24 protein-coding genes are annotated in these 25,380 nt (G+C 45.8%); 10 read left to right on the forward strand and 14 right to left on the reverse strand.

The features are described 5' to 3' along the window. Positions 1-31 precede the first annotated feature (31 nt). Genes L0660_RS21605 through L0660_RS21615 form a run of 3 tightly spaced genes read left to right on the forward strand, consistent with a single transcriptional unit; the run spans position 32 to position 2,013 of the window. The gene (locus L0660_RS21605) at positions 32-538 is read left to right on the forward strand and encodes a ubiquinol-cytochrome c reductase iron-sulfur subunit (RefSeq protein WP_235161279.1); all 507 of its coding nucleotides are present in this window, start codon (positions 32-34) and stop codon (positions 536-538) included. A 13-nt stretch (positions 539-551) separates the two neighbouring features. Continuing rightward, positions 552-1,439 carry a DUF5777 family beta-barrel protein gene (locus L0660_RS21610; RefSeq protein WP_235161280.1) on the forward strand — a complete coding sequence of 296 codons (888 nt, stop codon included), beginning with the start codon at positions 552-554 and terminating at the stop codon, positions 1,437-1,439. Between the two features lie 13 nt (positions 1,440-1,452). Then, positions 1,453-2,013 (forward strand): YceI family protein, encoded by a 561-nt coding sequence (locus L0660_RS21615; RefSeq protein ID WP_235161281.1) that lies wholly within the window; start codon positions 1,453-1,455, stop codon positions 2,011-2,013. Positions 2,014-2,017: 4 nt separating this feature from the next. Here the strand turns inward: L0660_RS21615 and L0660_RS21620 are convergent, their stop codons facing one another. Further along, positions 2,018-5,194 carry a glycoside hydrolase family 2 TIM barrel-domain containing protein gene (locus L0660_RS21620; protein WP_235161282.1) on the reverse strand — a complete coding sequence of 1,059 codons (3,177 nt, stop codon included), beginning with the start codon at positions 5,192-5,194 and terminating at the stop codon, positions 2,018-2,020. 86 nt (positions 5,195-5,280) lie between these two features. On the opposite strand from L0660_RS21620, the gene L0660_RS21625 reads away from it, so the two are divergent. Next, on the forward strand, positions 5,281-6,054 hold the full coding sequence (locus tag L0660_RS21625) for a type III pantothenate kinase (protein WP_235161283.1): 774 nt from the start codon (positions 5,281-5,283) through the stop codon (positions 6,052-6,054). Here L0660_RS21625 and L0660_RS21630 read toward each other — a convergent pair. Further along, entirely contained in the window at positions 6,044-6,442 is a 399-nt protein-coding gene (locus tag L0660_RS21630) for a gamma-glutamylcyclotransferase (protein WP_235161284.1), read from the reverse strand. The two genes, L0660_RS21625 and L0660_RS21630, sit on opposite strands and share 11 nt — an antisense overlap. 149 nt (positions 6,443-6,591) lie before the next feature. Between L0660_RS21630 and L0660_RS21635 the strand changes: the two genes are divergently transcribed. The 4 genes from L0660_RS21635 to L0660_RS21650 all read left to right on the forward strand — a co-directional run bounded on the left by L0660_RS21635 (position 6,592) and on the right by L0660_RS21650 (position 11,333). Further along, positions 6,592-8,052, forward strand: coding sequence for a nicotinate-nucleotide adenylyltransferase (locus L0660_RS21635; protein WP_026629320.1), 1,461 nt, complete (start codon positions 6,592-6,594; stop codon positions 8,050-8,052). A 78-nt stretch (positions 8,053-8,130) separates the two neighbouring features. Next, entirely contained in the window at positions 8,131-9,453 is a 1,323-nt protein-coding gene (locus L0660_RS21640) for an Nramp family divalent metal transporter (protein WP_235161285.1), read from the forward strand. 128 nt (positions 9,454-9,581) lie between these two features. Beyond that, on the forward strand, positions 9,582-10,889 hold the full coding sequence (locus L0660_RS21645; protein WP_235161286.1) for a Gfo/Idh/MocA family oxidoreductase: 1,308 nt from the start codon (positions 9,582-9,584) through the stop codon (positions 10,887-10,889). A gap of 72 nt (positions 10,890-10,961) precedes the next feature. After that, positions 10,962-11,333, forward strand: coding sequence for a DUF5618 family protein (locus L0660_RS21650; RefSeq protein WP_235161287.1), 372 nt, complete (start codon positions 10,962-10,964; stop codon positions 11,331-11,333). 83 nt (positions 11,334-11,416) lie between these two features. Here L0660_RS21650 and accC read toward each other — a convergent pair whose 3' ends face one another. The 9 genes from accC to L0660_RS21695 form a co-directional block, all read right to left on the reverse strand. Beyond that, positions 11,417-12,760, reverse strand: coding sequence for an acetyl-CoA carboxylase biotin carboxylase subunit (gene accC / locus L0660_RS21655; protein ID WP_026629315.1), 1,344 nt, complete (start codon positions 12,758-12,760; stop codon positions 11,417-11,419). Between the two features lie 35 nt (positions 12,761-12,795). Then, positions 12,796-13,278, reverse strand: a complete 483-nt coding sequence (gene accB / locus L0660_RS21660; protein WP_235161288.1) for an acetyl-CoA carboxylase biotin carboxyl carrier protein — start codon at positions 13,276-13,278, stop codon at positions 12,796-12,798. Positions 13,279-13,315: 37 nt separating this feature from the next. Further along, positions 13,316-13,882 (reverse strand): elongation factor P, encoded by a 567-nt coding sequence (gene efp, locus L0660_RS21665; RefSeq protein ID WP_026629313.1) that lies wholly within the window; start codon positions 13,880-13,882, stop codon positions 13,316-13,318. Positions 13,883-13,909: 27 nt separating this feature from the next. Further along, positions 13,910-14,905, reverse strand: coding sequence for a beta-ketoacyl-ACP synthase III (locus tag L0660_RS21670; RefSeq protein WP_233794911.1), 996 nt, complete (start codon positions 14,903-14,905; stop codon positions 13,910-13,912). A gap of 88 nt (positions 14,906-14,993) precedes the next feature. Next, positions 14,994-15,932, reverse strand: a complete 939-nt coding sequence (plsX, locus tag L0660_RS21675; RefSeq protein WP_235161289.1) for a phosphate acyltransferase PlsX — start codon at positions 15,930-15,932, stop codon at positions 14,994-14,996. A 132-nt stretch (positions 15,933-16,064) separates the two neighbouring features. Then, a complete protein-coding gene (rpmF, locus tag L0660_RS21680) occupies positions 16,065-16,259 on the reverse strand; it encodes a 50S ribosomal protein L32 (RefSeq protein WP_084439466.1) in 195 nt (64 codons plus the stop codon). A gap of 112 nt (positions 16,260-16,371) precedes the next feature. Next, on the reverse strand, positions 16,372-16,923 hold the full coding sequence (locus L0660_RS21685; protein ID WP_235161290.1) for a DUF177 domain-containing protein: 552 nt from the start codon (positions 16,921-16,923) through the stop codon (positions 16,372-16,374). Positions 16,924-16,996: 73 nt separating this feature from the next. Then, the gene (locus L0660_RS21690) at positions 16,997-17,629 is read right to left on the reverse strand and encodes an acetyltransferase (RefSeq protein ID WP_235161291.1); all 633 of its coding nucleotides are present in this window, start codon (positions 17,627-17,629) and stop codon (positions 16,997-16,999) included. 114 nt (positions 17,630-17,743) lie between these two features. Continuing rightward, positions 17,744-18,391, reverse strand: coding sequence for a hypothetical protein (locus tag L0660_RS21695; RefSeq protein ID WP_235161292.1), 648 nt, complete (start codon positions 18,389-18,391; stop codon positions 17,744-17,746). Positions 18,392-18,499: 108 nt separating this feature from the next. On the opposite strand from L0660_RS21695, the gene L0660_RS21700 reads away from it, so the two are divergent. Then, complete coding sequence (locus tag L0660_RS21700; protein ID WP_235161293.1) at positions 18,500-19,981, forward strand: M61 family metallopeptidase; 1,482 nt, start codon at positions 18,500-18,502, stop codon at positions 19,979-19,981. 16 nt (positions 19,982-19,997) lie between these two features. On the opposite strand, the gene L0660_RS21705 is transcribed toward L0660_RS21700, so the two are convergent. Together L0660_RS21705 and L0660_RS21710 are read right to left on the reverse strand one after the other, a co-directional pair. Then, on the reverse strand, positions 19,998-20,912 hold the full coding sequence (locus L0660_RS21705; protein ID WP_235161294.1) for a TIGR01777 family oxidoreductase: 915 nt from the start codon (positions 20,910-20,912) through the stop codon (positions 19,998-20,000). A gap of 54 nt (positions 20,913-20,966) precedes the next feature. Beyond that, positions 20,967-21,785, reverse strand: a complete 819-nt coding sequence (locus L0660_RS21710) for a 1-acyl-sn-glycerol-3-phosphate acyltransferase (protein WP_235161295.1) — start codon at positions 21,783-21,785, stop codon at positions 20,967-20,969. Between the two features lie 225 nt (positions 21,786-22,010). Between L0660_RS21710 and L0660_RS21715 the strand changes: the two genes are divergently transcribed. After that, entirely contained in the window at positions 22,011-23,480 is a 1,470-nt protein-coding gene (locus L0660_RS21715; RefSeq protein WP_235161296.1) for a M48 family metalloprotease, read from the forward strand. On the opposite strand, the gene L0660_RS21720 is transcribed toward L0660_RS21715, so the two are convergent. Then, positions 23,481-25,157 (reverse strand): hypothetical protein, encoded by a 1,677-nt coding sequence (locus L0660_RS21720; RefSeq protein ID WP_235161297.1) that lies wholly within the window; start codon positions 25,155-25,157, stop codon positions 23,481-23,483. Positions 25,158-25,380 lie beyond the last annotated feature (223 nt).

Genomic DNA, 25,380 nt, shown 5'->3' on the forward strand with positions numbered 1-25,380 from the left:
CAAATTGTATCTACTAATTTAATTCTTCACTATGGAAAATGTTAAAGCAGACAAAATGAAAAGAGGTGAATTCCTGAGAAGTCTCGGACTAAGCACTTCTACACTCATGGCATTTTATTGCATAGGAACAACCATGACGGCCTGCGGATCCAGCGATGATGAGCCGGAACCAAATCCAGGCGGCGGCGGCTCGGTAAATGGCGTAACCGGAACCACAACCGGCAATGCGATCAACTTTACAGTGGATCTTACCCATAGTAATGCAAAAGACCTGAAAACGGCAGGAACAGGAAAGGTTTTTGGTGATGTCTTGGTTGCCTTTACCACTGCGAATCAGTATGTAGCCTTGTCCAGGATCTGCACGCATGAGGGAAGCACAGTAGGCTACCGAAAAGAGCAGAACGACATCAGATGTCCTACGCACCTATCAGAATTCTCGCTTACAGGTGCAGTGGAACAAGGCCCGGCCACAACTCCGTTGCAAGCTTACAAAACTTCTCTTTCCTCTGACGGAAACACATTAACAGTTACAGCCTAACTGCCCCAAAACAATGAAATTACTCCGCCTAATGATGATGTTGACTTGTTCAACAACGGTTCTCTATGCCCAGGATGACCTGCTCAGTGAACTATCCAAGCAGGATAGCATGGTTACCGTGCCCGTTTCTGCCACATTCAAATCCACGCGCGTCGTCAATGGACATTCCATTGAAACGATGAAAAAGAAGCATCTGGACTTTCGTATTTCGCACCGTTTCGGGCGGCTCAATTCGGGTGCTTACCAGTTTTTCGGACTGGACCAGGCGACGATGCGGATGGGTTTTGAATACGGCGTGACGGACGATTTCATGATCGGGGTAGGGAGGAGCACTTCGCAGAAAGTGTATGATTTTTTTGGTAAACTAAAAGTGCTGAAACAAAGCGATGGTGCCCGCAATATTCCGGTTTCTGTAACGCTTTTCGGTGGAACCGGAGTTGCTACGGTTAACAAGGAACTTGAATTTCAGGACAAACTATATTATTCAGCCCAGGTGCTTATAGCGCGTAAATTTGGAGACAGGCTTTCCCTGCAGCTTTCGCCCACATTCCTGCACCGTAACAAGCCAGAGGTTTTTGGTGATGAAAAAGTGCTGCTGGCGCTTGGCATCGGAGGAAGGTTCAAGCTGTCCAAACGCGTTTCATTGAACGGCGAGTATTTTTACACAGCACGGGAGAAAAACACTGTTACTGCTCCCTATTATGATTCCATGTCGTTCGGGGTTGACATTGAGACCGGCGGGCACGTTTTTCAATTGCATTTTACCAATTCGCTGGGTATGATCGAGAAGCAGTTTATCGGAGAAACGACCGGCACCTGGGGCAAGGGCGACATTCATTACGGGTTCAACATTTCCCGCACATTCAGTTTTGACAAGAAGAACAAGAAGGTAGCCAACTGACCGAAAACAACCTATGAAAATGCATCTATCAGCCATGGTTTTCGTAACCGTGCTCGCCTCTGCTTTGCCTTCCCGGGCGCTTCTGGCGCAAGGGAAGTTTGGAACCTCGACCGGAAATACAAAATTCTCTTCGGTAACCCCGCTCGAAAATGTGAATGCAGAGAACAAGAAAAGCCAGGTTATCTTCAACACGGCCAACAATGAAATTGCGATACGCATGAACATGCGGGAATTTGTTTTTCCCAATAAACTCATGCAGGAACATTTCAACGAGAATTACATCGAATCGGAAAAATATCCGACGGCAACATTCAGCGGAAAGGTGGATAATGCGCCTGATTACACCAAAGACGGCCAGTACGATGTTTCGGCGACAGGCAAATTCACCGTACATGGCGTCACCAAAGAGCGCACCATTAAAGGGAGGATGAAGATCGAAAGCGGGAAGATTACGATCAGTTCTGATTTTGAAGTGCCGCTAACTGAACACAACATTGAAGTCCCACAGGTCGTTTTTGTGAAAATAGCCCAGGTAATCAGTGTAAAGGCGCAATATGTGCTGACTGCGAAATGAGGATTTACCTACGGCGCCTTCGCGAAGATTTACGCTTATAAGCAGGCTTTTTCCTGACCGGAGCTTTTCGTACAACGGGCTTGGCAACAGGCTCAGTGGCTTCCTCCTCTGCAACTTCTTCTTCCACATCGGAATCACTTACCGTGTTAGTGGCGAGATTTGAACCGGATTCCTGACCTGTATAAGGTAATGTGTAAGAAGCGATCTGCTCAATGTTGGACGTGTTGTCAATGGGCTTTAACCGAAAAGCATAACTGTAACTTTTCACAGGAAGTAGATAGGGTGAATGCATTTGTGAAGCGCTGTCCCCTCCGCCAAGGCCCATTTGTGCAAGGTCAATGTTTACGACTGTTTCCAAACCGCGTGTAAGTGTTGCGCTTCGCTTTTTCGATGCCAGTAACTGCTGATCCGTATAGTCATGTACGTTAAAATTAAAAACAGAATCACTTACCGCCAGTAAGCCGATTCCCTCCGCATTGGTAACCGCGGCCCAGCGAACATTGGTTTTGTTTCCATTCTCCTGAGGCCTTAAATGCGCGAAATGCTGATCAGCAACGCTCCCGCCATAAATCCCGATCCTGCCGCTCGTTTTCTGGTCTGCATATGTTGCGTGCGGGCCATTGCCATACCATTGCGTTTTGTTAAATGTGGCTGGCATCCGCAACTGCGTTCCTACTTTCGCCAGGGACGGCCACTGGCCGGTTGGGCTGAATGTATTTTTGACATAAATATCACCCGTTGCATAAACGATAAACTCGTTGGTCACATCCACGTCGCCCGTTTTGCTTTTGAATGTTCTTGTAATGGTTACCCTGTAAACTGTTGAAGTCAGGCGCTGTGTTTTGATTTCAGAGTCGGAAACTTCCAGCGTATCGAGCCCGGCTTCGCGCCATTGTGCAGCGTAACTTTTTGCGCCACCCGCTTCGTCCTGATGCGTGGGGACACGCCAGAAACTGGCATTTGGGCCAGCTTGCAGCATTTCTTCCCGCTTATTTTTGAAAGAAATAATTCCTTCTTTTTTATCAAAAGTCACAGCAAAATCTTGTCCCGTAATCGCAACGCGCGCCGAGCTGATCTGTGCTATGCGCAAAGGACTTTCATTGTAAAGACTTAGAACAGGTGCAGCCTCCTGGGATTTGATGAGCGCGATCTGATGCCACGCAACTTCGTGTCCTTTTGGTGCCCAGGAAGTGCCATCTTTGAGGCGTATGCTAATGTTAAGAAAATACTCGGCGCCGGGTTTTTGCACTGCCGGCAACTCGTAAGGGATTGAAACCTGCTGGCGCTGTTTTGAAGCTGCATTAAGATTGCTGATCACGCCGGGCTTTCCGATGATCTTACCATTTTCCTGAACAGACCAGGCCAGTTCCAAGACATTTAATGGCAGAAAATCGTAGTTATTAAGAAGACTGACCGTTTTTTCGCCCGCGCGCATGCTGTCGGGCGACTCAAATTTTACGTATTGATAAACCTTTTTGATCTCATTCAACTTAGGTTGCGGCACACGGTCCGGGTTGATGAGGCCGTCGCCTGCTTGGGTGCTGTCGCTCCCAATGGCAAATTCCCAGTAGGACGTTCCGTCAGGTTTTTTGAGCGCTAAGGCTTTGCTGACCCAATTGGAAGCGAAGTGGATTTGCTTCACAGGATGCTTGTCGATGGGCCGCGTAGGGTCGGCGAGATGAATGTAGTCGGCCATATCCTTGAAATTCTTGCCCTTTTCAGATTCATTTCCCAGCGACCATACGATTACCGAAGGATGGTTTTTATCCCGCTCGATCATTGCTTTCCCCCGCGCCAGAAATGCCGAACGCCATTGCGGCATATCGGCCAGGATCATGTTTGCACCCGAAATGCCTTGGCCATCCAGGTTGGCTTCGTCAATGACATAAAGCCCGTATTGGTCGCAGAGTTCGTACCACTGGGAAGCATTGGGATAATGTGAAGTCCTTACTGCATTGATGTTGTGTTGTTTCATTAAGGTAATGTCCTTGATCATCGTTTCGCGCGTGATTGCCTGGCCGCTTTCTGCATCAAATTCCTGCCTGTTGACGCCCTTCACCGTAATCACTTTCCCATTTACAACCAACTGCCCATTCTTAATTTTCACTTCCCTGAAACCCACAGGCTGGCTTGTGGCTTCAATCACTTTTCCGTCAGAATTCATCAGCTGAACCGACAATGTGTACAAATAAGGCGTTTCGGCGGTCCATTTTACAGGATTTGGAATAGGAATATCAACCCGCACCGCGCCTTCTTTTGCGGGATCGAGCGTGCCCACCATTTGGCTGACCGGCGTTACGACTACTGATTTGTTTGCATCGTATAAAGTAAATAAAACCTGGTGTGCGTGAACGGCCTGTTCCGTGTAATTTTTTACAAAAGCGCTGAGTTTCAATGTTGCATGTTCCTGATTCGCGTCCAACAGCGTTCTGACTGAAAAATCGCTCAGGATCACTTTCGGGCGCACAAGCAAATTCACATCCCTGAAAATGCCCGCTAACCGCCATTGGTCCTGTTTTTCGAGATAACTCCCGTCCGACCAATTGATTACCTGGACCGCCAAATGATTGAGTCCTGATTTGACATCTTCGGTAATATCGAATTCAAAAGGTGTCATGCCGTCCTCGTGGTAACCAACGGCAACACCATTCAGCCATACGTAGCATGCCGACTGCACGCCGGCGAATTGTAAAAATATTTCCTTGCTTTTAATGTCGTCCGAAACCGTAAATGTGGTCCTGTACATGCCCACAGCGTTCGTATCTGCATTGATCCGCGGCGGCGTGGCTTTAAAAGCTAGTTTGTTATTCGAGACCGGGGCATCGTATTTGCGGCCTTCACGCGCTCCAGTCACCTGCCAATTGGAGGGGACGGGAATGTTGTCCCAGCCCGCATCCTGCATATTGGGATCAAAAAAATTGGGAATGGCTTTGGAAGGATGCGATGCCCATTTGAATTTCCAGGTGCCGTTCAGCGAGCGTGCCGATGACGCTTTTTTATCCATTAGCAGCGCACTCTTTTCGTCAGGGTAAGGAATGAAATCAGCACGTGGTTTTTCTGTATTGACGCCGAAAACCTGCGGGTCCTGCCATTCCGGGACGGCTTGTGCGTGGGATTGGAATGTATCGAAAATCAGAAAAGCAGTCAGTAAGCCAAGCCAGTAACGATAGAAGCGGTGCATATAACTTTGGTAGGGTGTGGTATATATTTTTTGCTAAAATTATAGATTAATGCCTTTAATTTGTCTGCAATTGTAAATTCTTTGCTATGCTTCTAGCCGTTGACGTTGGTAACACCGACACTGTTTTTGGGCTTTACCAATCGGATGACTGGGAATATATCTGGCGAATGCGTTCGCTGGTGAATGAAAATGAATCCCATTATGAATCCAGGTTAAGGCTGCATTTCCTCGAAGCGGGGCTATGGTTCGGTGATGTGGATACGGTGGTGCTTAGCAGCGTTGTGCCTGCTATGACGCCCATTATCCAGAAAGTGCTGCGCTCCATGTTCGGTGATGACGTCATTGTCGTTGGCCCGGACATTTATCCCGACCTGTCCATTGCCATCAACCATCCGCACGAAATTGGCGCTGACCTCATCGCCAATTCAGTGGCCGTAATGACGCGTTACCAGGAAAATTGCGTGGTTGTCGATTTTGGGACAGCATTAACATTCACCACGGTGTCGAAAGACCGGAAAATACTGGGTGTAGCAATCCTGCCAGGGCTTATGACAGCGGTGAAAGCGCTTTTTGCCAACACCGCACAATTACCGGAAGTACCACTGGTTTTACCCAAAACGGCCATTGGAAAAAATACAACAGAAGCCATTCAGGCGGGCATATTACTGGGTTATGAAGGACTTGTAAAGTCGCTTCTGCAAAGGATCAGGCAGGAAATGGGTGGTGAATGCATTGCCGTCGCCACCGGAGGACTTTCGTCCATCATTGAGACTTTGCAAGAAGAGTTCGTAGAAATTGACAGTAACTTAACATTGGACGGGCTCCGTATCATTGGCGAGCGCCTCAAACCTAATGCTTGAAGCGGCCTTCTTCAATTAAAGGCAGTCCAGCCACGGATTGGTTGTAAAGATATACCCAGCAATCAATGCTTGCTTCATTTTCTGTGGTGATTGAAATAGTTTTTCGCAGATACAGGCTGTTTTTTTCATCTTCAAAAACATCCTCATAATCGTCCAGTTCCACAAACAGTACTTCCGGCGCAGTTAGCCTGTATATTTCTCCGTGCACTTTTGAGGAAGCATTTTTATCAAAAACAGCTCCCGGATACCAGGAAGAGAGATAGAGTAATCCTGAAAAATATCCCCTGCCTTCATACACCGCATTTTCGCGAAGCCGTCCGGCAAACGGATTGTCAAAACCCTGCATCAGGGTGCCATATGTGAACAAATAAGTTGCGTGCGGATCCATAGCGATGCATTAACATTAGCCAGCGGCAAGTACAATAAATTATAGAACTTTTCCTTTTTAGTAAGTCAAGTCAGTTAGCCATAATCGACTGTTAACTGTATTTTTCTTATATTTACACATATTGCTTTTCAACTTACTAATATACGTTTATGTACGAAAAGAACCTTGGTACAAAACAAAAAGCGTTAAGGATCAACCTGGATCGCAGGATTTATGGGTCTTTTGCAGAAATAGGGGCAGGTCAGGAAACAGCTGCTTACTTTTTTAAGGCAGGCGGGGCATCGGGAACAGTGGCAAAGACCATGTCTGCTTACGATATGACTTTCAGTGATGCAATATATGGAACAGAGGAAGGCGGCCGGTATGTGGTGGAATCCCGCCTGATGAAGATGCTGAATCGTGAATACAATCTTGTTGAGAAACGTCTTTCAGAAAAACGCGGTGAGGAAAGCCAGTTTTTTGCATTCGCCAACACCGTTGTTGCCCTTAATTTTCAGAAAACCAATGAGTCGCACGGCTGGATCGGGTTGCAGTTTCAACTCTCGCCTATGGGCCCGACAAATTATGTGGTGATCCACGTGCGGATGCGCGATGACGAGAACGTCCTGCAACAGCAGGCTTTGGGAATTATCGGTGTTAACCTCATGTATGGCTGTTTTTTCTATTACAAATCTCCGGAAACGCTGTTACTATCCTTAATGGACGATCTGACAACGGATCGCATTGAGATCGATATGGTGCGTTTCAGCGGGCCGGATTTTTCGAAAGTGGACAACCGGTTAATGAGTCTCAGGCTTGTTAAAAACGGTTTTACAGATGCAGCATTGTTTGGCAGCGACGGCGGTGTTTTGCAGCCTTCGGAAGCATTGTATAAAAAGCATATTCTGATGATGCGCGGCCGGTTAAGGCCCATTACCAATGTGCACGTCGACCTGATCAGCAATGGTCAGAAGCAGTTTCTGGATGAGGAGGATGTGGATGAATCGAAAGTTGTCCTCATTTCTGAGCTTACATTGCATAACCTCAAAAGCGGCGACCGCGACATTGACGAAAAGGATTTTCTGGATCGTGTGGACATTCTTTGTTCGCTGGGGCACATGGTAATGATCTCCAATCACCACGAATATTATCGGTTGGTCGCCTATCTTTCCCGCCTTACCAAGCTCAAAGCCGGCCTTTTGCTGGGAAGCCCGAGTTTGCAGGATATTTTTGAAGAAAAACATTATCAATCGCTTCCTGGCGGCATTCTCGAATCCTTCGCGACGCTGTTCAGCAGGAAGGTGAAGCTTTTCATTTATCCCACATTACAGCCCGACGGCTCGGTTTACAGCTGTGCCAATTTCGTTGTTCCGGATCATTTGAGGCCATTATTTCAATATCTGGTCATTAATGACAAGATCGAGGACATTGTGAACTACAACAAGGAGCATATGCACATTACGACCGATAGTGTGCTTGAAAAGATCAAAAGAGGCGAGCCAGGCTGGGAAAAGCTTGTGCCTGAGAATGTTGCCAAGATCATTAAGGAGAAATCCTTATTCGGATTGCCTAATGAGGATAATTATGAGGACACTGTCAAACAGATCCACCAGGCCGTCGGTAATCTTTGATTTGTCGTATTAATCATTCAATAAACAAAATAAAAGTAGTCCTGCTCATCGTGTTGCTTTTCAGAAGAAAGCTTCAAGATGAGCAGGATTCTTTCTCCTCCTTCCACATTTACGGGAAGACTCAAATATCTGGGCCCCGGTTTCATCCTTTCCGCTGCAATTGTAGGCTCGGGCGAGCTCATTGCCACCACTGCGCTGGGCGCTAAGGCAGGTTTTATCACTTTCTGGGTCATTATTGTAAGCTGTTTGGTGAAAGTTGCGTTGCAGCTGGAATTTGGTAAAAATGCCATTTATACAGGCACGTTCATGATGCATAATTTCAATCAGCTGCCTGGCCGGAAGTGGGGGAGAGCACATTGGAGCATTTGGTTATGGCTTTCTTTGCAGGGATTGAAATTATTGCAGGTCGGCGGGATCGTGGGCGGGGTTGCTATTGTCTTGAACATGGCGTGGCCGGCTATTCCTGTCAATGTTTGGGCTATATTTTCTGTATTAATCACTTCTTTTCTCGTTTATCGCGGCCAGTACGGACTTGTTGAAAAGGGCTCATTGGTGATGATCATTCTTTTTACAGCCGTCATTCTGATGTCGCTGATCTTGTTGCAGGGCACTAAATATGCCATTCACTGGGAACAGGTCAAATCCGGACTTCAATTTTCCTTACCAACCAGTTTGGTAGCGATCGCATTCGGCGCATTCGGCATCACGGGCGTAGGTGGCGATGAGATCATGTATTACAATTATTGGTGTATTGAAAAAGGTTACGCCGCTTACACCGGCCCTAATGACGGAACCCCGGCGTGGACCGAGCGTGCAAAAGGCTGGTTTAATGTCATGTATCTGGATGCGGTGCTGTCGATGGTCGTTTACACAGTGGTGACGGCAGCATTCTACTTGTTGGGCGCAGCGGTTTTGCACAGCGGTGGGGCTGTTCCGGAAGGTTATGAAATGATTGAAGTGCTATCACGCATTTTTACTGAAACGCTCGGCCCATGGGCTAAAAACCTCTTTTTGGTCGGTGCATTTTTTGTGCTCTACTCTACGCTTTTCACCGCAACCGCAAGTTGGGCCAGGGTTTGGGGCGATGCGTTCGGCGCATTAGGCTGGATGAAATTTGATTCTGCTGAGAACCAGCGAAAAAGCATTGCAATCTTGTCCTGGATTTTACCTGCGGCGTGGTGCATACTTTTTCTATTTATTCAATCGCCGGTTCTCATGGTCATCCTGGGCGGAATCGCCACTTCGATCCTGTTGCTTTTAATCGTTTATGTTTCGCTCATTTTTCGCTTCAAAGAGCTGCCTGCCTCCCTGAAACCCACATTAACCTATGACATTTTCTTCTGGATAAGCGTCATTTCCATATTAACGGTGAGCGCATATGGCGTTATCAAGATTTTATGAATAGTACAAAATGACAAAATTATGGTATTATTTATCAAAGGTTGCTAAGGGAGCGTTTGCGAATAATCGTCTCATTTATATAATCTTACCATTCAGTTTCGTCCCATTACTATCCTGATCTTCCTAATATGAGTAAAGAAAATGAAGTTTCCCGCAGGGATTTTATCAAAAATTCCACCGGAGCCGCCGTTGCGCTTTCGATTCCGTCCATCATTCCGGCCAGTGCTTTCGGCGCCAACGACCGCGTTCGGGTGGCAGTCCTGGGCGTGAACGGGCGTGGGCAAAGCCATATCAGCGGTTTTAATAACCTCAGCAATGTAGAAGTAGCCACATTATGTGACCCGGATAACAACATTCTTCAAAAAAGAGCAAAGGAATTTGAGGAAAAGACAGGGAAGAAGGTGAAGATGGAAAATGATCTCCGTAAAGTTTTTGAGGACAAAACCATTGACGCCGTCAGCATAGCAACACCCAATCACTGGCATGCACTGGCAGCGATATGGGCTTGTCAGGCAGGCAAGGATGTGTATGTGGAAAAGCCCGGTTCTCATAATCTTGCCGAAGGACGGAAGCTGGTTGAAGCTGCGCATAAATACAAACGGGTTGTGCAACACGGCGTTCAGTTACGTAGTTCCGAAGCATTGCAGGAAGCTGTGAAACATTTGCGTGATGGATTAATAGGCAATGTTTACATGGCAAGAGGTTTGGTATACAAATGGCGCCCGGATATCGGTGACAAAGGAACCGAACCCGTTCCCGCAGGACTCAATTACGACCTGTGGACCGGGCCAGCAGAAATGAAGCCATTCTCCAAAAATTACGTGCATTACGATTGGCACTGGCATTGGAACTATGGCAACGGAGACATAGGAAATCAAGGCATTCACGAAACAGATATGTGCATGTGGGGCCTGGGCGTGGACAGTTTTCCTGAGAAAATCACCTCATCCGGCGGCAAATTCCTGTGGAACGATGCCAAGGAAACGCCCGAAGTGCTGACGTCATCATTTGTATATCCCAAAGAGAAAAAGATCATTGAATTTGAAGTCCGTCCCTGGATGACGAACGACGAAGGCGGCACAGGGATTGGCAACATTTTCTATGGTTCCGAAGGTTATATGGTCGTAAAAGGTTACGATTTCTATGAAACATTCCTGGGCAAAGAAAAGAAACCCGGCCCAACGCGGAAAGCCGGCGGCGACCATTACAAAAACTTCATCGACGCCGTGGTAGCCAAAGACCCAAAGCTCCTGAACGGCCCAGTAGAAACCGCCCACCTCTCCTCCGGCCTGGCCCACCTGGGCAACATCGCCTACCGAACCGGAAGAGCATTAACCTTCGACCCCAAGACGGAAAAGTTTATAAATGACGATGATGCGAATAAGTATTTGACCAGGAAGTATCGGGCACCGTATTCGTTGCCTGCGGGGGTTTAGACTAAGCCTGACGAATGGCCAGGACTTTGTCCGGGCTATTTTATTACCTTTGAGTTATTTAACATTACACACATGAATGCATATCCAGAAATTGACAGGTATCTAAACAATGCAAAAGAGATCCTTAGCACGAAGGCACAAAAGGATGGGAGTGAGTATAAAGACATTAAATATGTTCAAATGGCATCTGGGACGGCTTATAACGCTGCACTGATGATTGCGGATGAGTATTTGAAGAAACGAGAGGGTGCAAAATTTGTGAAACCCAAAAGCATTGAAGATTACCGCAACAGGCTTAGAAAGTATAACAAGACATTGCTTTCCTATTTGAATGAGGCTTACGACACGCTTCATCTCGCAGGTTACTATCACGGAACGCCTTCGGTAAGGACGATTAAGGAAGGGCTGGACGCTACCAGGAAGATGCTTGCTATTTTACATTAAACAATCCTGCATTAAGATTATTCTGAAAACAAAAATGGCTGCCAGTGCGAACTAGCAGCCATCTTCTGTTTTATATGTTCTCTCTACAAAGTCGAAAAATCAAACGTTTCCAAATATTTCGTTGTGAAGTTTCCGGATTTGAAGCCGGGATCGTCCATTAACTTAATATGGAAAGGGATTGTTGTCTTAATTCCTTCGATGACGAATTCCTGTAATGCACGCTTCATACGTGTGATTACTTCCTCGCGGGACTGGCCGCTGACGATCAGCTTGGCGATCATGGAATCGTAATTTGGGGGAATGGTGTAGCCGCTGTAAACGTGGCTGTCGATCCGAACACCGTGACCGCCCGGGAAATGCAGATTGGTGATCTTGCCTGGTGCAGGGCGGAAATTGTTCGCGGGATCTTCTGCATTAATGCGGCATTCCATAGCGAAAAGCTTTGGCGTGTAGTTGACGCCTGAAATTGGCTCGCCTGCTGCTACTTTGATTTGCTCCTTAATCAGGTCGAAATCAGTAACTTCCTCAGTAATAGGGTGCTCAACCTGGATTCGGGTGTTCATTTCCATGAAGAAGAACTCGCCGTGCTTGTCTACCAGGAATTCAATGGTTCCTGCTCCTTCGTAACCAATGGCCTGCGCACCTTTGATGGCGGCTGCACCCATTCTTTCCCGAAGTTCATCCGTAATGATCGGAGAAGGCGTTTCTTCAACCAGTTTCTGGTGACGACGCTGGATAGAGCAATCGCGTTCCGACAAGTGGCAAACCTTCCCAAACTGATCTCCAATGATCTGGATTTCGATGTGGCGGGGCTCTTCTACGAATTTTTCGAGATATAAACCGTCGTTACCAAATGCTGCCGCTGACTCTGTGCGGGCATCATTCCATGCCTTTTCAAATTCATCGGGCTTGTTAATGATCCGCATGCCGCGGCCACCGCCACCGGCAGTTGCCTTTACGATTACCGGATAACCAATGCCTTCTGCCAGCATTTTACCCTGTTCCACCGATTCCAAAAGTCCTTCCGAGCCCGGAACAACCGGAACACCGGCAGCGATCATAGTTGCTTTCGCAGTGGCTTTATCACCCATCCCGTTGATCTGGGCGGCAGTTGCACCAATGAATTTAATGCCGTAATCGGCACATATTTGAGAGAATTCAGCATTTTCAGACAAAAATCCATAACCAGGATGGATGGCGTCTGCGCCCGTAACTTCGGCGGCTGAAATGATATTTTGAATGCTCAGATAGGACTGACGGCTTGGCGGCGGACCGATACAAACGGCTTCATCTGCAAAGCGAACGTGAAGACTATCACGATCGGCTGTGGAATACACAGCAACCGTTTTGATGCCCATTTCACGACAGGTCCTGATAACACGCAAGGCGATCTCGCCCCGGTTGGCAATGAGTATCTTTTTAAACATGAAAATCAATTAAGTTTTATAGATCGTCCATTGCCTTATATAGGCTCAACTAGGAATAAAGGCTGGTCAAATTCAACCGGAGTGGCGTTTTCAACCAATACTTTTACAATTTTTCCTGAGATCTCAGATTCTATTTCGTTGAAAAGCTTCATTGCTTCGATCACACAAACCACTTTACCCGGCTTAATTTCGTCGCCAATGTTAGCGAACGCAGGTGTTTCAGGGCTTGAAGCACGATAGAATGTGCCAATCATTGGCGATTTTATAGTAATCAGATTGGAAGATGCTGATTCTGAGGAAACCGCTGGCTCAGCAGGTGCGGAATGCGTAACGGCCGTAGTAGGCGTAACCGGTGCATATGAGGGCGCTGGTGCCGCTTGTGACGAAGATAATGATGCCGTTGGTGCAGAACCGTAGCGCTTCACCTTTATTTTCAAATCGGTCGTTTCAATGTTCACTTCATCAAGTCCCGACTGGGCAATGAAGTCAATCAATTTTTGGATTTCTTTGGTTTCCATTTAGTCAAAATTAAAACTGTGGGTGATGATCGTTGAGCTATGCTTTTACTCTTTCTACGTAATCGTACGTGCGCGTGTCAACTTTAATTTTCTGGCCTTCTTCAATGAATAAAGGAACCATGATCCTTGCACCGGTTTCCACCTCAATCGCTTTCTTGGGAGAGTTCGCCGTATCACCTTTTAAGCCTGGCTCAGAATAAGTTACCAAAAGCTCGACAAACGGAGGCAATTCGCAAAGCAGCGCAGCGTCAGTTTCTGTGTTGATCAGGATCTCAACTTCCTGACCTTCTTTCATTAAATCAGCATTGGTGATCAGTTTTTCATCGATCGAAACCTGATCGAATGTTTCTGCATTCATGAAATTGAACCCCATTTCATCCTTGTACAGAAACTGAAATTTATGTCTCTCCACACGAACCGGAATTATGCCTGCGCCGGAGGAGAATGTGTTGTCCAAAACTTTGCCCGAAGTAAGGCTTTTCAGCTTGGTACGAACAAATGCATTGCCCTTTCCAGGTTTTACATGCTGAAATTCAATTACTTGAAAAAGATCGTGATTGAAGTTGATCACTAATCCGTTACGCAAATCTGCGGTAGTTGCCATTTTAATTCAAAAATTAGTATTAATATTTTATTCGCCGTAGGCCCACTTCAGATAAATGGAACCCCACGTAAATCCGCCTCCAAAGGCAGCCAGGACGAGATTATCACCCTTTTTCAATTGCGATTCATAATCCCAAAGACATAGTGGAATGGTTGCGGAGGTGGTATTTCCATATTTCTGGATGTTCACCATTACTTTATCCATTCCCACACCCATGCGGTGCGCCGTTGCTTCAATAATGCGCCTGTTTGCCTGATGCGGAACCAGCCAGGCTACATCATCCCCGCTAAGGCCATTTTTCTCCATGATCTCGGCCGAAATATCAGCCATATTGGTCACAGCAAACTTAAATACCTGAGCACCATCCTGATATACGTGATGCAAACGCGCATCTACGGTTTCGTGCGTGGGCGGATAGCGGCTTCCTCCTGCTTTTTGGTTCAGGTAAGGATAACCTGCGCCGTCGGATTTGATAATAGAATCAATGATGCCGTTTCCTTCTGTATCCGGTTCAAGCAAAACAGCGCCTGCGCCATCGCCAAAAAGAATACATGTTTTCCGGTCGGTGTAATCTACGATCGCAGACATTTTATCTGCGCCTACGATAATGATCTTTTTATATTTTCCTGTCTCAATAAACTGTGAGCCAAGGGTAAGTGCATAAACAAAGCCTGAACAAGCCGCCTGAATGTCAAAGCTTCCGACGTTTTTAATCCCTACCATATCACAAATAAGATTGGCTGTGCAGGGAAAAATGAAGTCGGGGGTTGTTGTGGCGCAGATCAGGAGGTCAATTTCGCTGGGAAGGGTGTTGGTTTTGGCAAGCAATCCTTTTACAGCTTCGGCACCCATATGAGAACTTCCTAAACCTTCGCCTTTGAGGATATGCCTTTCTTTGATGCCGGTGCGGCTGACGATCCACTCGTCATTTGTCGCCACCATGGTTTCAAGTTCGGCATTTGTCAAAATATAATCAGGCACATACCCTTGTATTCCTGTTATAGAGGCTTTTATATGGGTCATGATAAATTTAACTATTCAAAATCCGAATAGGTTTTTGTAAAAAAGAACAGAATCAATTTATTCATTTCGTGGTTGTCAGCAATGGAAATTAATTCAATGCCTGCGCAATATGCAAATATGCTTTTGACTTGACCTGTTTATATGCCCAGCCGAGCATATTTTTTATTGCTATCGGCGATGATATGCCATGAGCGATCATGACATTGCCATTCACACCAATGATCGAGCTTCCGCCAATGGATTCGTAATTTGTTTGATCTACGAATTCATCGCTGAAACCCCGTTGCTTGGAAATTTCGTAGAATGATTCGCCCAATTTAAATAAGACATTGCCTGTAAAGCCATCCGTTACGATTACATCGGCTTTATTGGTAAAGAGATCTTTACCCTCAATATTTCCTATAAAATTGATTCGCTTGTTTTGTTTGAGCAGGGGATAAGTGGCCTGAGTTGTAAGAGAACCTTTTTGTTCTTCCTCCCCAATGTTCATCAGGGCTACTCTTGGCTTGTCTATCTGAAAAGTATATTGGGCAAAAATAGAGCCAATCTCTCCAAATTGCGCAAGCACTTCTGGCTTGCAGTCGGCATTAGCGCCAATATCCAGCATAATCGAATAGCTGCCGTCAACCTGTGGCACAAATCCTGCAATAGCTGGTCTTATAATTCCTTCGATCGCCTTAATGCTAAAAAGCGCTCCTACGTGCATAGCCCCCGTGTTACCGGCACTACAGAATATGTCGACTTCTTTTTCTTTCAGAAGTTTGAAACCGATCCCGATGCTGGAATTCGGTTTTTGAGAAAGGGCTTTTGTTGGATGTTCCCCCATCTCAATAACATCTTCTGCGTGAACGACGTCAACATTATCAGGAGTGAAATTGTGCTGGTTGAATATGTCCCAAATTACACTTTCACGGCCAATTAAAACGATTCGCGCCTCGGATGGTAGTTCAGAAGCGGCCTGAATAACCCCTTCAACAATTGCCTGTGGAGCTAAATCTCCCCCCATGGCATCTACCGCAATTTTCATTTACACGCTGTTATTTTAGACTAATAAGTTAGAAATCGAAGGTGTAAATTTAGCAGATGTGCCGTAGTAAAAAAGAATTTCGCAACAACTTTTATACGGCTGCTGCGAAATTCATATACTCATCGACTGAAACTAGACTGTTTTAGAATAGTTCTCAACTACAACTTTACCTCTATAAACCAAGTTGCCTTCGTGAACGTGTGCACGGTGGAATTGGTGAATTTCTCCTGTCGAAGAATCAGTGCCTAATTGTTTTCCTGTAAGGAAATCATGTGCTCTGCGCGAATCGCGACGGCTTGTGGAATGTCTCCGCTTAGGATGTGCCATGATGCTTTATTTTCTGTATGTTTTGTTTTTGTTTTTATCCGTCGGTTGAAACCGTCGGTCATTTTAATTTTCCGTTGGCTTAAGCCAACGGGTATTGGGTATTCGGATATCGTTATTCGCCCTTCAGCTTTTTTAATGCTTCCCAGCGGGGGTCTATTTTTTCTTCTTCTTCTGTTTCTTCACTTTCTGCATCTCCCGATGAATAGACCAGAATACCTTCGGCTTCATCTAACGGATCAATTTCCTCTTCCTCGCCGCGCAGGTCCGGATGGATCTTTTTGACAGGGAGCGCTAATGCGATGAAGTCAAAAATGTAGCGTGCTACATTGATCCTGGTCGTATTGCGGTTGATGATCTCGATCTCATCCGTCAGTTCCTCGTTATGATCGCCAAACTTTAAAATAATGCGGTCATCCTGGTCAATGGGCTCTTCAAATGGGTCCAAGCTTCTGTCACAAGTCAGCGTTACGCTTCCTACTGTGTGAAAATTAAGCTGGATCATAGTGGCCGATTTGTTGAGCACAACATGCGTTTTGAAATGGCCAAACTCGATCAGATCCTGTTCAAGTTCCTGGAAAAATGCATCTCCCGACTCCATTTCATAGGCATACTGTTTGTCTTCCAAACCGTAAATGTCTATGTTGTATTTACTTAGCTCTTTCACTTTTTCTGTCAAAAGGACTGCAAAGGTAATGTATTCGATTTAATAAAAAAACTATGGCCGCATTTTATTGGCCTCAGATCTTGCGTGCCGGATTGCCGAAATAAGTGGCTTTTGCCGGCACATTTTCAACCACAACCGAGCCTGCACCGATCCGCGCATTCTTGCCTATCTCTATCCCAGCCACGATAATTGCTCCCGAACCGATAAAAACGCCATCCCCGATTTTCACGCGGTCATTAATGATAGCGCCTGCACCGATCGTTACGTAATCACCAACCTGAACCCAGGTGTCCACCACCGCAGCCGTCTGCACCAGGCAATGTTGCCCGATTTTTGACTTTGCACCCACGGTAACGCGGGCACCGATGAGGTTACCATGGCCGATTGTGGCCATCTCGGAGATCAATGCGCTGTCGTGGATTGCATTGATCGGCATTGTTTTGTATTCTTCTGTTAGCGTTTCCACGAGCCGTTCGCGCACGGAGCGCTCACCAATGGCTACAAATGCTTCGCATTTACTGCCGAGAATGCTCAGAAACCCGGTGTCGTCCGTATTCCCCAGCACACTCACATCGCCAAATTCCTTGCCGTGCAGCTCCTTATGATCGTCCAGCAATCCGTAAACGAGCACATTATTTCTTTTAAATATATCCAATGCCTGAACGCCCAAGTCGCCGGCACCAAAAATCAAAACGGGATTTTCCATAGTATAGGTTATTAAAATGCAGCGTGCCTGATAGCAAACTGTCATATTAGTGGTAAAAAATCAAACCACTGCGGTGACACAGTGGTTCATTATTATATAGTATTAAAATGATCCTTACAGGAAAGTTACTCTGAAAACGAACGGGCTTCCGTAAGGTGAAAGGTTTTGGCCGCTATATTTATCTATCTGATTATTGTAGTTTAAATTAAATAGGGCTGTGAAATGTACCGCTTTAATGAATCTGCCGCCAGTTGGTTGTGAGTAAGCTGCCCCAACAAGCGGTGAGGTCAGCCATTGCCGCTTTTGATAAGATCCTTCAACATTCAGCACTTCTGCTTCTGCAATGATATTGACAACAGGAACGACAGAATACATTAAGAAAGCTCTTCCGCCATAATAAAGTGTGTTTATATCATAATATTTGTATCTGAAATACATCCCCGTAACCCCGACGCCGCCAACCAGCTTTTCTGTAAGTTCATAACCGGCCATGGGAGAGAGGTTAATGTTGGTTACCGTTCCCAGGCTCAGGCCGAAACTTCCGCCTAATCTTAGCCTGTCTACAAACGGACGGTCTTTGAAATCAGCCAACGGCTTTTTCTCAACCAGTTCCCTTCGTTCAACGGGAGGTTTTTCTGCTTCTTCAACATTGTCTTTCCGCAGCGAGTCTGGTCGGTAATATTCATCATCTTGAGCCATTAATGCCGGACTGATTAAAATACCAATCAGGACCGCGCATAGGAGGAGGATTTTACTTTTCATCTTAAAATCGTTTATTTTATAACATTGTAACTGGTAACGTAGAAATCCTGGATTTTGGTTTACGCCTAAACTAGTGCTACCCACTCCTCAAATTACCTTTCTGTATCTATGCATTATAATATTTACGTATCTGACCCGCAGTCTCATTTAATCAACATTATTTACACAATTCCTGAAATAGATGCCGATATCATCGAAATTCAGTTGCCTGCGTGGAGACCCGGACGGTACGAAATACAGAATTTCGCCAAAAATATTCAATTTATTGAAGCGATCTCAGCCACCGATCAGAAACTCCCTATCCATAAAGTAACGAAAGACCGCTGGCAGGTTGCAACGGCTGGTGAAAAAGAGGTCAGGATTCGCTACACATTCTATGCAGCCATTCAAAATGCGGGCAGCAGTTATGTGGACGAGGAATTGTGGTATCTCAACTTCATTAATTTCTGCATGTATACCGAAGGCCGCATTGGTGAAGCTTACACAGTTCATCTGGATTTGCCGGAAGGTTACCAGATCGCGTGCGGATTACCGGCCGAGGGAAATGTTTTAAAGGCAAAGGATTTTTATCAATTGGTTGACAGCCCGTTGCTGGCTTCCGAAAGTTTGCAAAAACGGCACTATCAGGCCCGTGGGGTTGAATTCAATATATGGATGCATGGGAACTTGCAGCCAAACTGGCGGAGAATTGTCCGCGACTTTCGTCGCTTTTCCCGCGAGCAAATTATTACAATGGGTGAGTTTCCCGAAAACGACTATCATTTCCTGAACCTGATCCTGCCTACGGCATTTTACCACGGCGTGGAGCATCATAACTCAACCATGATCGTGCTCGGGCCGGATGATGAGGGTGAAGGGCTTTATTCGGATCTGTTGGGCGTGAGTTCGCATGAGTTGTTTCACGCCTGGAACATTATACGCATCCGCCCGGCGGAATTGCTGCCTTATGATTTTACCAAAGAAAACTATTTCAGGACTTGTTTTGTAGCAGAAGGCTGCACCACTTACTATGGCGATCTTTTTCTGAAACGCGCTGACGTGTTTACGGAAGAAACTTACATTAAGGAGTTGCAGGTTTACATGAAAAGGCATTTCGAAAGCAGCGCGCACGCCACGCAGTCACTGGCAGACTCGTCTTTTGACCTTTGGCTGGACGGCTATGAAAAAGGAATCCCGAACCGGAAAGTATCCGTTTACCACAAAGGAGCCCTGGCGGCGCTTATCCTGGATCTTTTTTTAAGGAAAAAAACCAATCACGAACAATCGCTGGATACTGTTATGCAGCTGCTATGGAAGCGTTTTGGTAAACCTTTTATCGGATATACCCTGCAAGATTATATTGATATAGTGGAAGAGGTAGCGGGCGAATTGCTTGAATGGTATTGGAATGACTGCATTTTCACCAGCACGCCGCTCGAAACGAGGTTAAACGAAGCGCTTGCTTTTGTAGGTTTACAAATGTCCACATTCAGTAATGGCAACATTCAGTTAAATGTTATGGACAACTTCAAAGCCAAATTGCAGCGCGACAAATGGCTTGAAACCGTAGAGCCGTTAACGCAGGATGAGCTCGAAGAGGAGGAAGAGTAATCTCGTCTGCAGAATGTCATTTTAAAATCTCCCTGAGCGCCTTACCGAGGTCATCGTATTGATATTGGAAGTCTGTTTCCTTTGCAATTCTTTCATTGACAAGGTAACTGCTTCCCAGCACAACGCTCGCCATTTCGCCGAAAGCGAGCTTTAAGCCAAATGCGGGCACATTGGGCAGCCACTGAGGCTTGCCTAAGGCAATGCAGATCTGTTTGGTGAGCTCTTCATTGGTAACAGGATGGCTGGCAATCGCATTATAAGCGCCTTCCCAGGATTCTTTTTCCATGGCGTCGATATACATTTGGCAAATGTCATCGATGTGGATCCACGAAACCCATTGTTTTCCGGAGCCTAATGGCGCACCGAAGCCTAATTTGGCCGGAGCGGCCATTCGTGGGATCGCGCCACCTTCGTTGCTTAGCACAATTCCGGTCCGGAGTTTTACAGTCCTGATACCTAACGCCGCAATGTCGTCGGCTGCTTTTTCCCAAACAATGGTCACATGCGAGAGGAAATCATTGTTAGGAGGCGTGTTTTCGGTGTTTCGGACGTCGCCCGTATCTTCGCCATAATAGCTGCTTCCCGACGCCGAAATGAATGCAGTAGGACGAATGTTCTTTTCTTTTAATTTCTTGTGAATCAATCCAATCGTTTCGGTGCGGCTGGTGATGATCACTTTTTTTCGCTCTTCTGTCCAGCGCTCGTCCGCTACGCCTGCACCTGCGAGATGGATGAGGTAACCCGTATTTTCAAGCGCATTTTCTTCTATATAACCTTTGTCGACATCCCATTCATAAACCTGCACCGAAGGAATATTAGTTTTCTTCCGGCTCAAATACGCTACTTCGTAACCCTTAGCGAGCAGAAGCTGGGTCAGCCTTTTGCCAATCAGGCCCGTTCCTCCGGTAATCAGTACTTTTTTGCCTTTCATTAAGCTAATATGAATGTGGAAACTTTACTTACGTGGTGAATTCGTTTTCGGATGTCAGACTGCGGGAATTGCTGCCGGTCCCTCCTTTGGCGCTTCCTGCTCGATGGCTTTCGTGACACGCTCAATCATGCTTTCAAGCGATTCGTCGGGCAAAAAGTGCATCGGTGCTTTGAAATGTACGGTCAGCTTGGTGTTTCTTTTCTTAAACCGTAAACCTTTTTTATCAAAAGCCCTTCTGAAACCATTGATAACCACAGGGATTACAATGGGTTGATGGTCTTTGATCAAATGTGCCGTTCCTTTGCGCACGGGTGCATAAGGCTTCGTGGTTCCCTGCGGAAAACTCACGACCCAGCCGTGCTTCAGCCCCATTCCAATCTTATCCTGGGCATCATTATCCAGCTGCCGTTTTACATTCTCACCATTGGCACGCCAGGAACGTTCAATGGTGATTGCGCCGCCTATGCTGAATAATTTGGGTAAAATCCCTTCTTTCATGGTCTCCGAAGCGGCTACGTAATAGCATCTTGCACGGGGAGAAAACAAGTAGAACGGAGGTGAAATGGTGTCTTTGTAGCCCCACTTGGTTGCACAAAAAATATGGTAAAAAGCAATTACGTCTGCAAAGTAAGTTTGGTGGTTGGATAGGAAAAGCACCCCGTTATCCGGAAGTTCGATAAGCTGGTCGCTGCCGGTTATTTCTATTTTATTGACAGCCGTATATCTGTAATAGGTGAACCATCCGATGATGAAGATAATGATGCGTTTGAAAATCAGATAGTTGCCAAAAGGATCCTGCTCGAAAATACCCATAAAGTCAAATCGCACTAACCACGCAGGCAACAGGCTGAAAGTACTTTTTTTCGGATGCATAGTGTAAATGTAATTTCAGTTGTCCTTGCTGAACCGGCGTCTGCCTCAATGAAAATTTTGTACCAATTTGGCGTAATTTAGATAATTAGCACAGTTAATATAAAATATATTTAGTTTGCACTGCATCCGGTTTTTTTGCCGTAAAACATTGGCATGATTCTTTCGAATATTCCACAGACGTTAATTTTTGAATAACTCTCTCGTAAAGCTTCTTTTTTAATTTGTATGAAAATGAAATTTCAATTTCACATTCTTGTGTGCCTCATAGGTGCAGGTTTCCTGTCGGGCTGTTCCAAAAATCCGGTTACCGGCAAAAAGGAAATCATCTTTATGTCGAAGGAAAAGGAAATAGCGCTTGGCGCCGAATCCCACCCGTCGATCGTGGCTACAATGGGCATTTATGACGATAAGAACCTGCAATCCTTTATCAATGAGAAGGGAAAAGCAATGGCTAATATCTCTCACCGCCCCGATTTGCCGTACCAATTCTTTATCGTGGACTCGCCGGTTGTGAATGCATTTGCTGTGCCTGGCGGTTACGTATACTTTACTAGGGGTATTATGGCACATTTCAATAATGAGGCCGAGTTTGCAGGTGTTTTGGGTCACGAAATCGGGCACATTACCGCACGACATTCCGCTCGCCAGCAAACGTCGCAGATCTTTGGTCAGGTAGGATTAATGGCCGGAATGGTGCTTTCAGAAACCGTTCGCGGGCTTGCAGATCAGACGCAGCAGGCTTTGGGTTTATTGCTGCTGAGTTACAGCCGGGAGCACGAGTCGGAATCGGACAAAATTGGCGTTGAATATTCCAGCAAGATTGGTTACGATGCACACCAGATGGCCGATTTCTTTGGCACATTGAAAAAAATCAGCGAGAAGAGCGGACAAACGATCCCAACCTTCCAATCGACCCACCCGGATCCGGGCGGCAGACAATCGAAAGTGGAAAAGCTGGCGACAGAATACCAGAAAGAACATCCGGCGAAGTATAATGTGAACCGCGATGCGTATCTGCGCAAAATCGAGGGCATCATTTACGGAACGGACCCAAAGCAGGGATTTGTAGAAAACAATATGTTTTACCATCCTGAATTGAAGTTCCAGTTACCGGTTCCAAGTGGCTGGCAATACGAAAATTCACCTGCACAGTTCCAGATGGCTGCCAAAGATGGCAAATCAATGATGCTGTTTATGCTCGCTCCCGGAAAATCGCTGGAAGAAGCCAGTGCAGCGGTGATCAAAAATTACGGATTGCAGGTTACTGAAAATGAAAAAACGACCATTAATGGTAATCCTGCGCTTGTCATGATTGCAACACAAGCAGCTCAAACGCAAAGTGGCCAGCAGGCAGCACCAACGGCAAATTCCATCCAGGTGGCAACGTGGCTGATCCAGTATGGCGGTAACATTTATGCTATTCACGGCGTATCGCAAGCTGCGAACTTTGCAGGAAGCATGGGACAGTTCAAGTCGGTTGCGGGTGGCTTTAAATCTGTTACGGACGGAAGTATTCTGAACCGTCAGCCAGACCGCATCAGGATCAAAACAGTGCAACGTGATGGTTCTTTAAAGGATGCACTAAGAGATTTCAATCAGCAAGACAAGCAAATGGACGACCTCGCGATCATCAACGGCATGTCGCTTTCAGATAAAGTAACAAAGGGGACGCTGATCAAAACGCTGAGTAAGTAATCATTTATTCGTTGTCAAATCGATTTGAATGTTGGTGGAATAATGCGTTATGTTTTTATCTCTTTTTTCAAGGAGACTGATCGTGTAGGGCTTTTTTAAACCTCCAACATTCAAAAAGAAAGAATATAGCTGCGCTGTATTGCCGACGTCAAACAATTTCCCTTTCAGCCAAAAGGATCGCAGGCCTTTATTCGCATTTCTCAGTAAAGGAAATAACAACTGAAAGCGGGAATTTTTTAAAACGACAAAATCAAAGTCGCCGGGATGCAGGGAGTTAGCGCAGCTCATACAATGTACATAATCGAGATCCGAAATCTTTATAGCTCTACCGGCCCGTTGATCAACAGTTGCTTTTTTTAGGGCTTGACTTATCTTCATAAGTGACAGTTTGGTTTCAGTATCAGGCTGAAAAATCGTCCTATGCGGTGCGCGCGCAGTTTGGGAGAGTTGTTGTGTATTAAAATAGTAGGCCAGCGTCTGGTCACTGAAAAGATACATGCTGGACAGATTTTTCTGAAATATCAGCAGCCAGGCAAGGATGCTTGCAGCCAACATGATTGTGGAAAAGCGCTGAAATACTTTGGGGAACAGGAGTTGAAGTAAGCAGACATTAGCCAAAATCAACATTGTTGGATACAGTTGGTAACGACTGGAAATCATCGCGGAATAGTCGCCAGCATCCATTCGGTTACAGGCTAGCGCTAAGCCTGAGAGCATAATAAAAATGTTCACCTCAACCAACACAATCATTAGAGTATCTTTTGCAGTTAATAACTCGTTATAGCAAAAAACTGGCAGCAAATGGCGGAGGGCGAGTAGTGATAATAAGGCGGATGCCACAATAGCGGCGAAGCCAAACACCATTACGATGCTTACATCTGAAAGTGACTGGTGAATAACAAGTCCTTGTCCAATGAAAGTCGTCAGGCCGAGTAATATTTCAAGTAATCTATCCGTGCTGGCATTCATGGCATGAGATTCAGCGACAGCCTGATACTGATAGAAATATGTCAAAATGGTGACGAAAAATAGCAGAATCCAGATTGAAAGGTCCTGCCATCTCCTTTGCAGAAACAACGAAATTCCTCCAATCCCAAGGGCGATAAATCCATTTCCCGAAGTATAGCATATCAGCCCGCCTACCGCAAGGGCAACCCACCAAATCTTCCTGGACTTGCTGACAAGCATCGAAAATAGCAGCAGGTACAAAAAGTGGATGGTTATATTCTGAAGTGCCGCCATTGCCCATAGCGAATTTTCATGATACTGAAATTGAAACAGCATCCAGCTTGCAAAGACGCTGGTCCATATAGACATAGAAGCCTGGCGCTGCCAAGCCGCGACAATGAACCAAATCCCGATCAGAGGCAAATTTCCCAGAAAAATCAAAAGGGTGTAAGACAGCTTATTTTGAATCAGATAGTTGAGCAGGAAGATAATCCTGGTATAAAACAGCCTGTGTTCATTAAGCTGGCTAAAAAGAATGTCGAGAAATGCTGGTAAAGAAGTTCTATCCAGCAATTGCTCGATTTCAAACTGGATAATGTAGTCGTCATGAACCGGCAGGTTCCAATGTAGAAAGCTTATTACGATGGTATAGCATGTGACAGGAAGTAGTATCAGGAATAACCAGACCATTCGTGTTACCCTTCCGTGATTGGTTTTTAATAAAATCATGATACGATCCCCGTTTAATTATGCCGCAATCGGGGAAAGGAATTTCATTCAAAAGGCTAGCAATAGAGAATCTAGTGAGCATCTGGCGCGTATCAATTATTTGCAGGTAAGTCGGGCTTACTTTAATGCATAAACTATTCGCACATCAGAAAACTTTTCTGTTATTCATTTGGTTGATATGTCAACGTAATATACATTTGCACGATGAACACAACACAGCCTA

The organism is Dyadobacter sp. CY351, assembly GCF_021502625.1.
In the GTDB taxonomy this organism is placed as follows: domain Bacteria; phylum Bacteroidota; class Bacteroidia; order Cytophagales; family Spirosomataceae; genus Dyadobacter; species Dyadobacter chenhuakuii.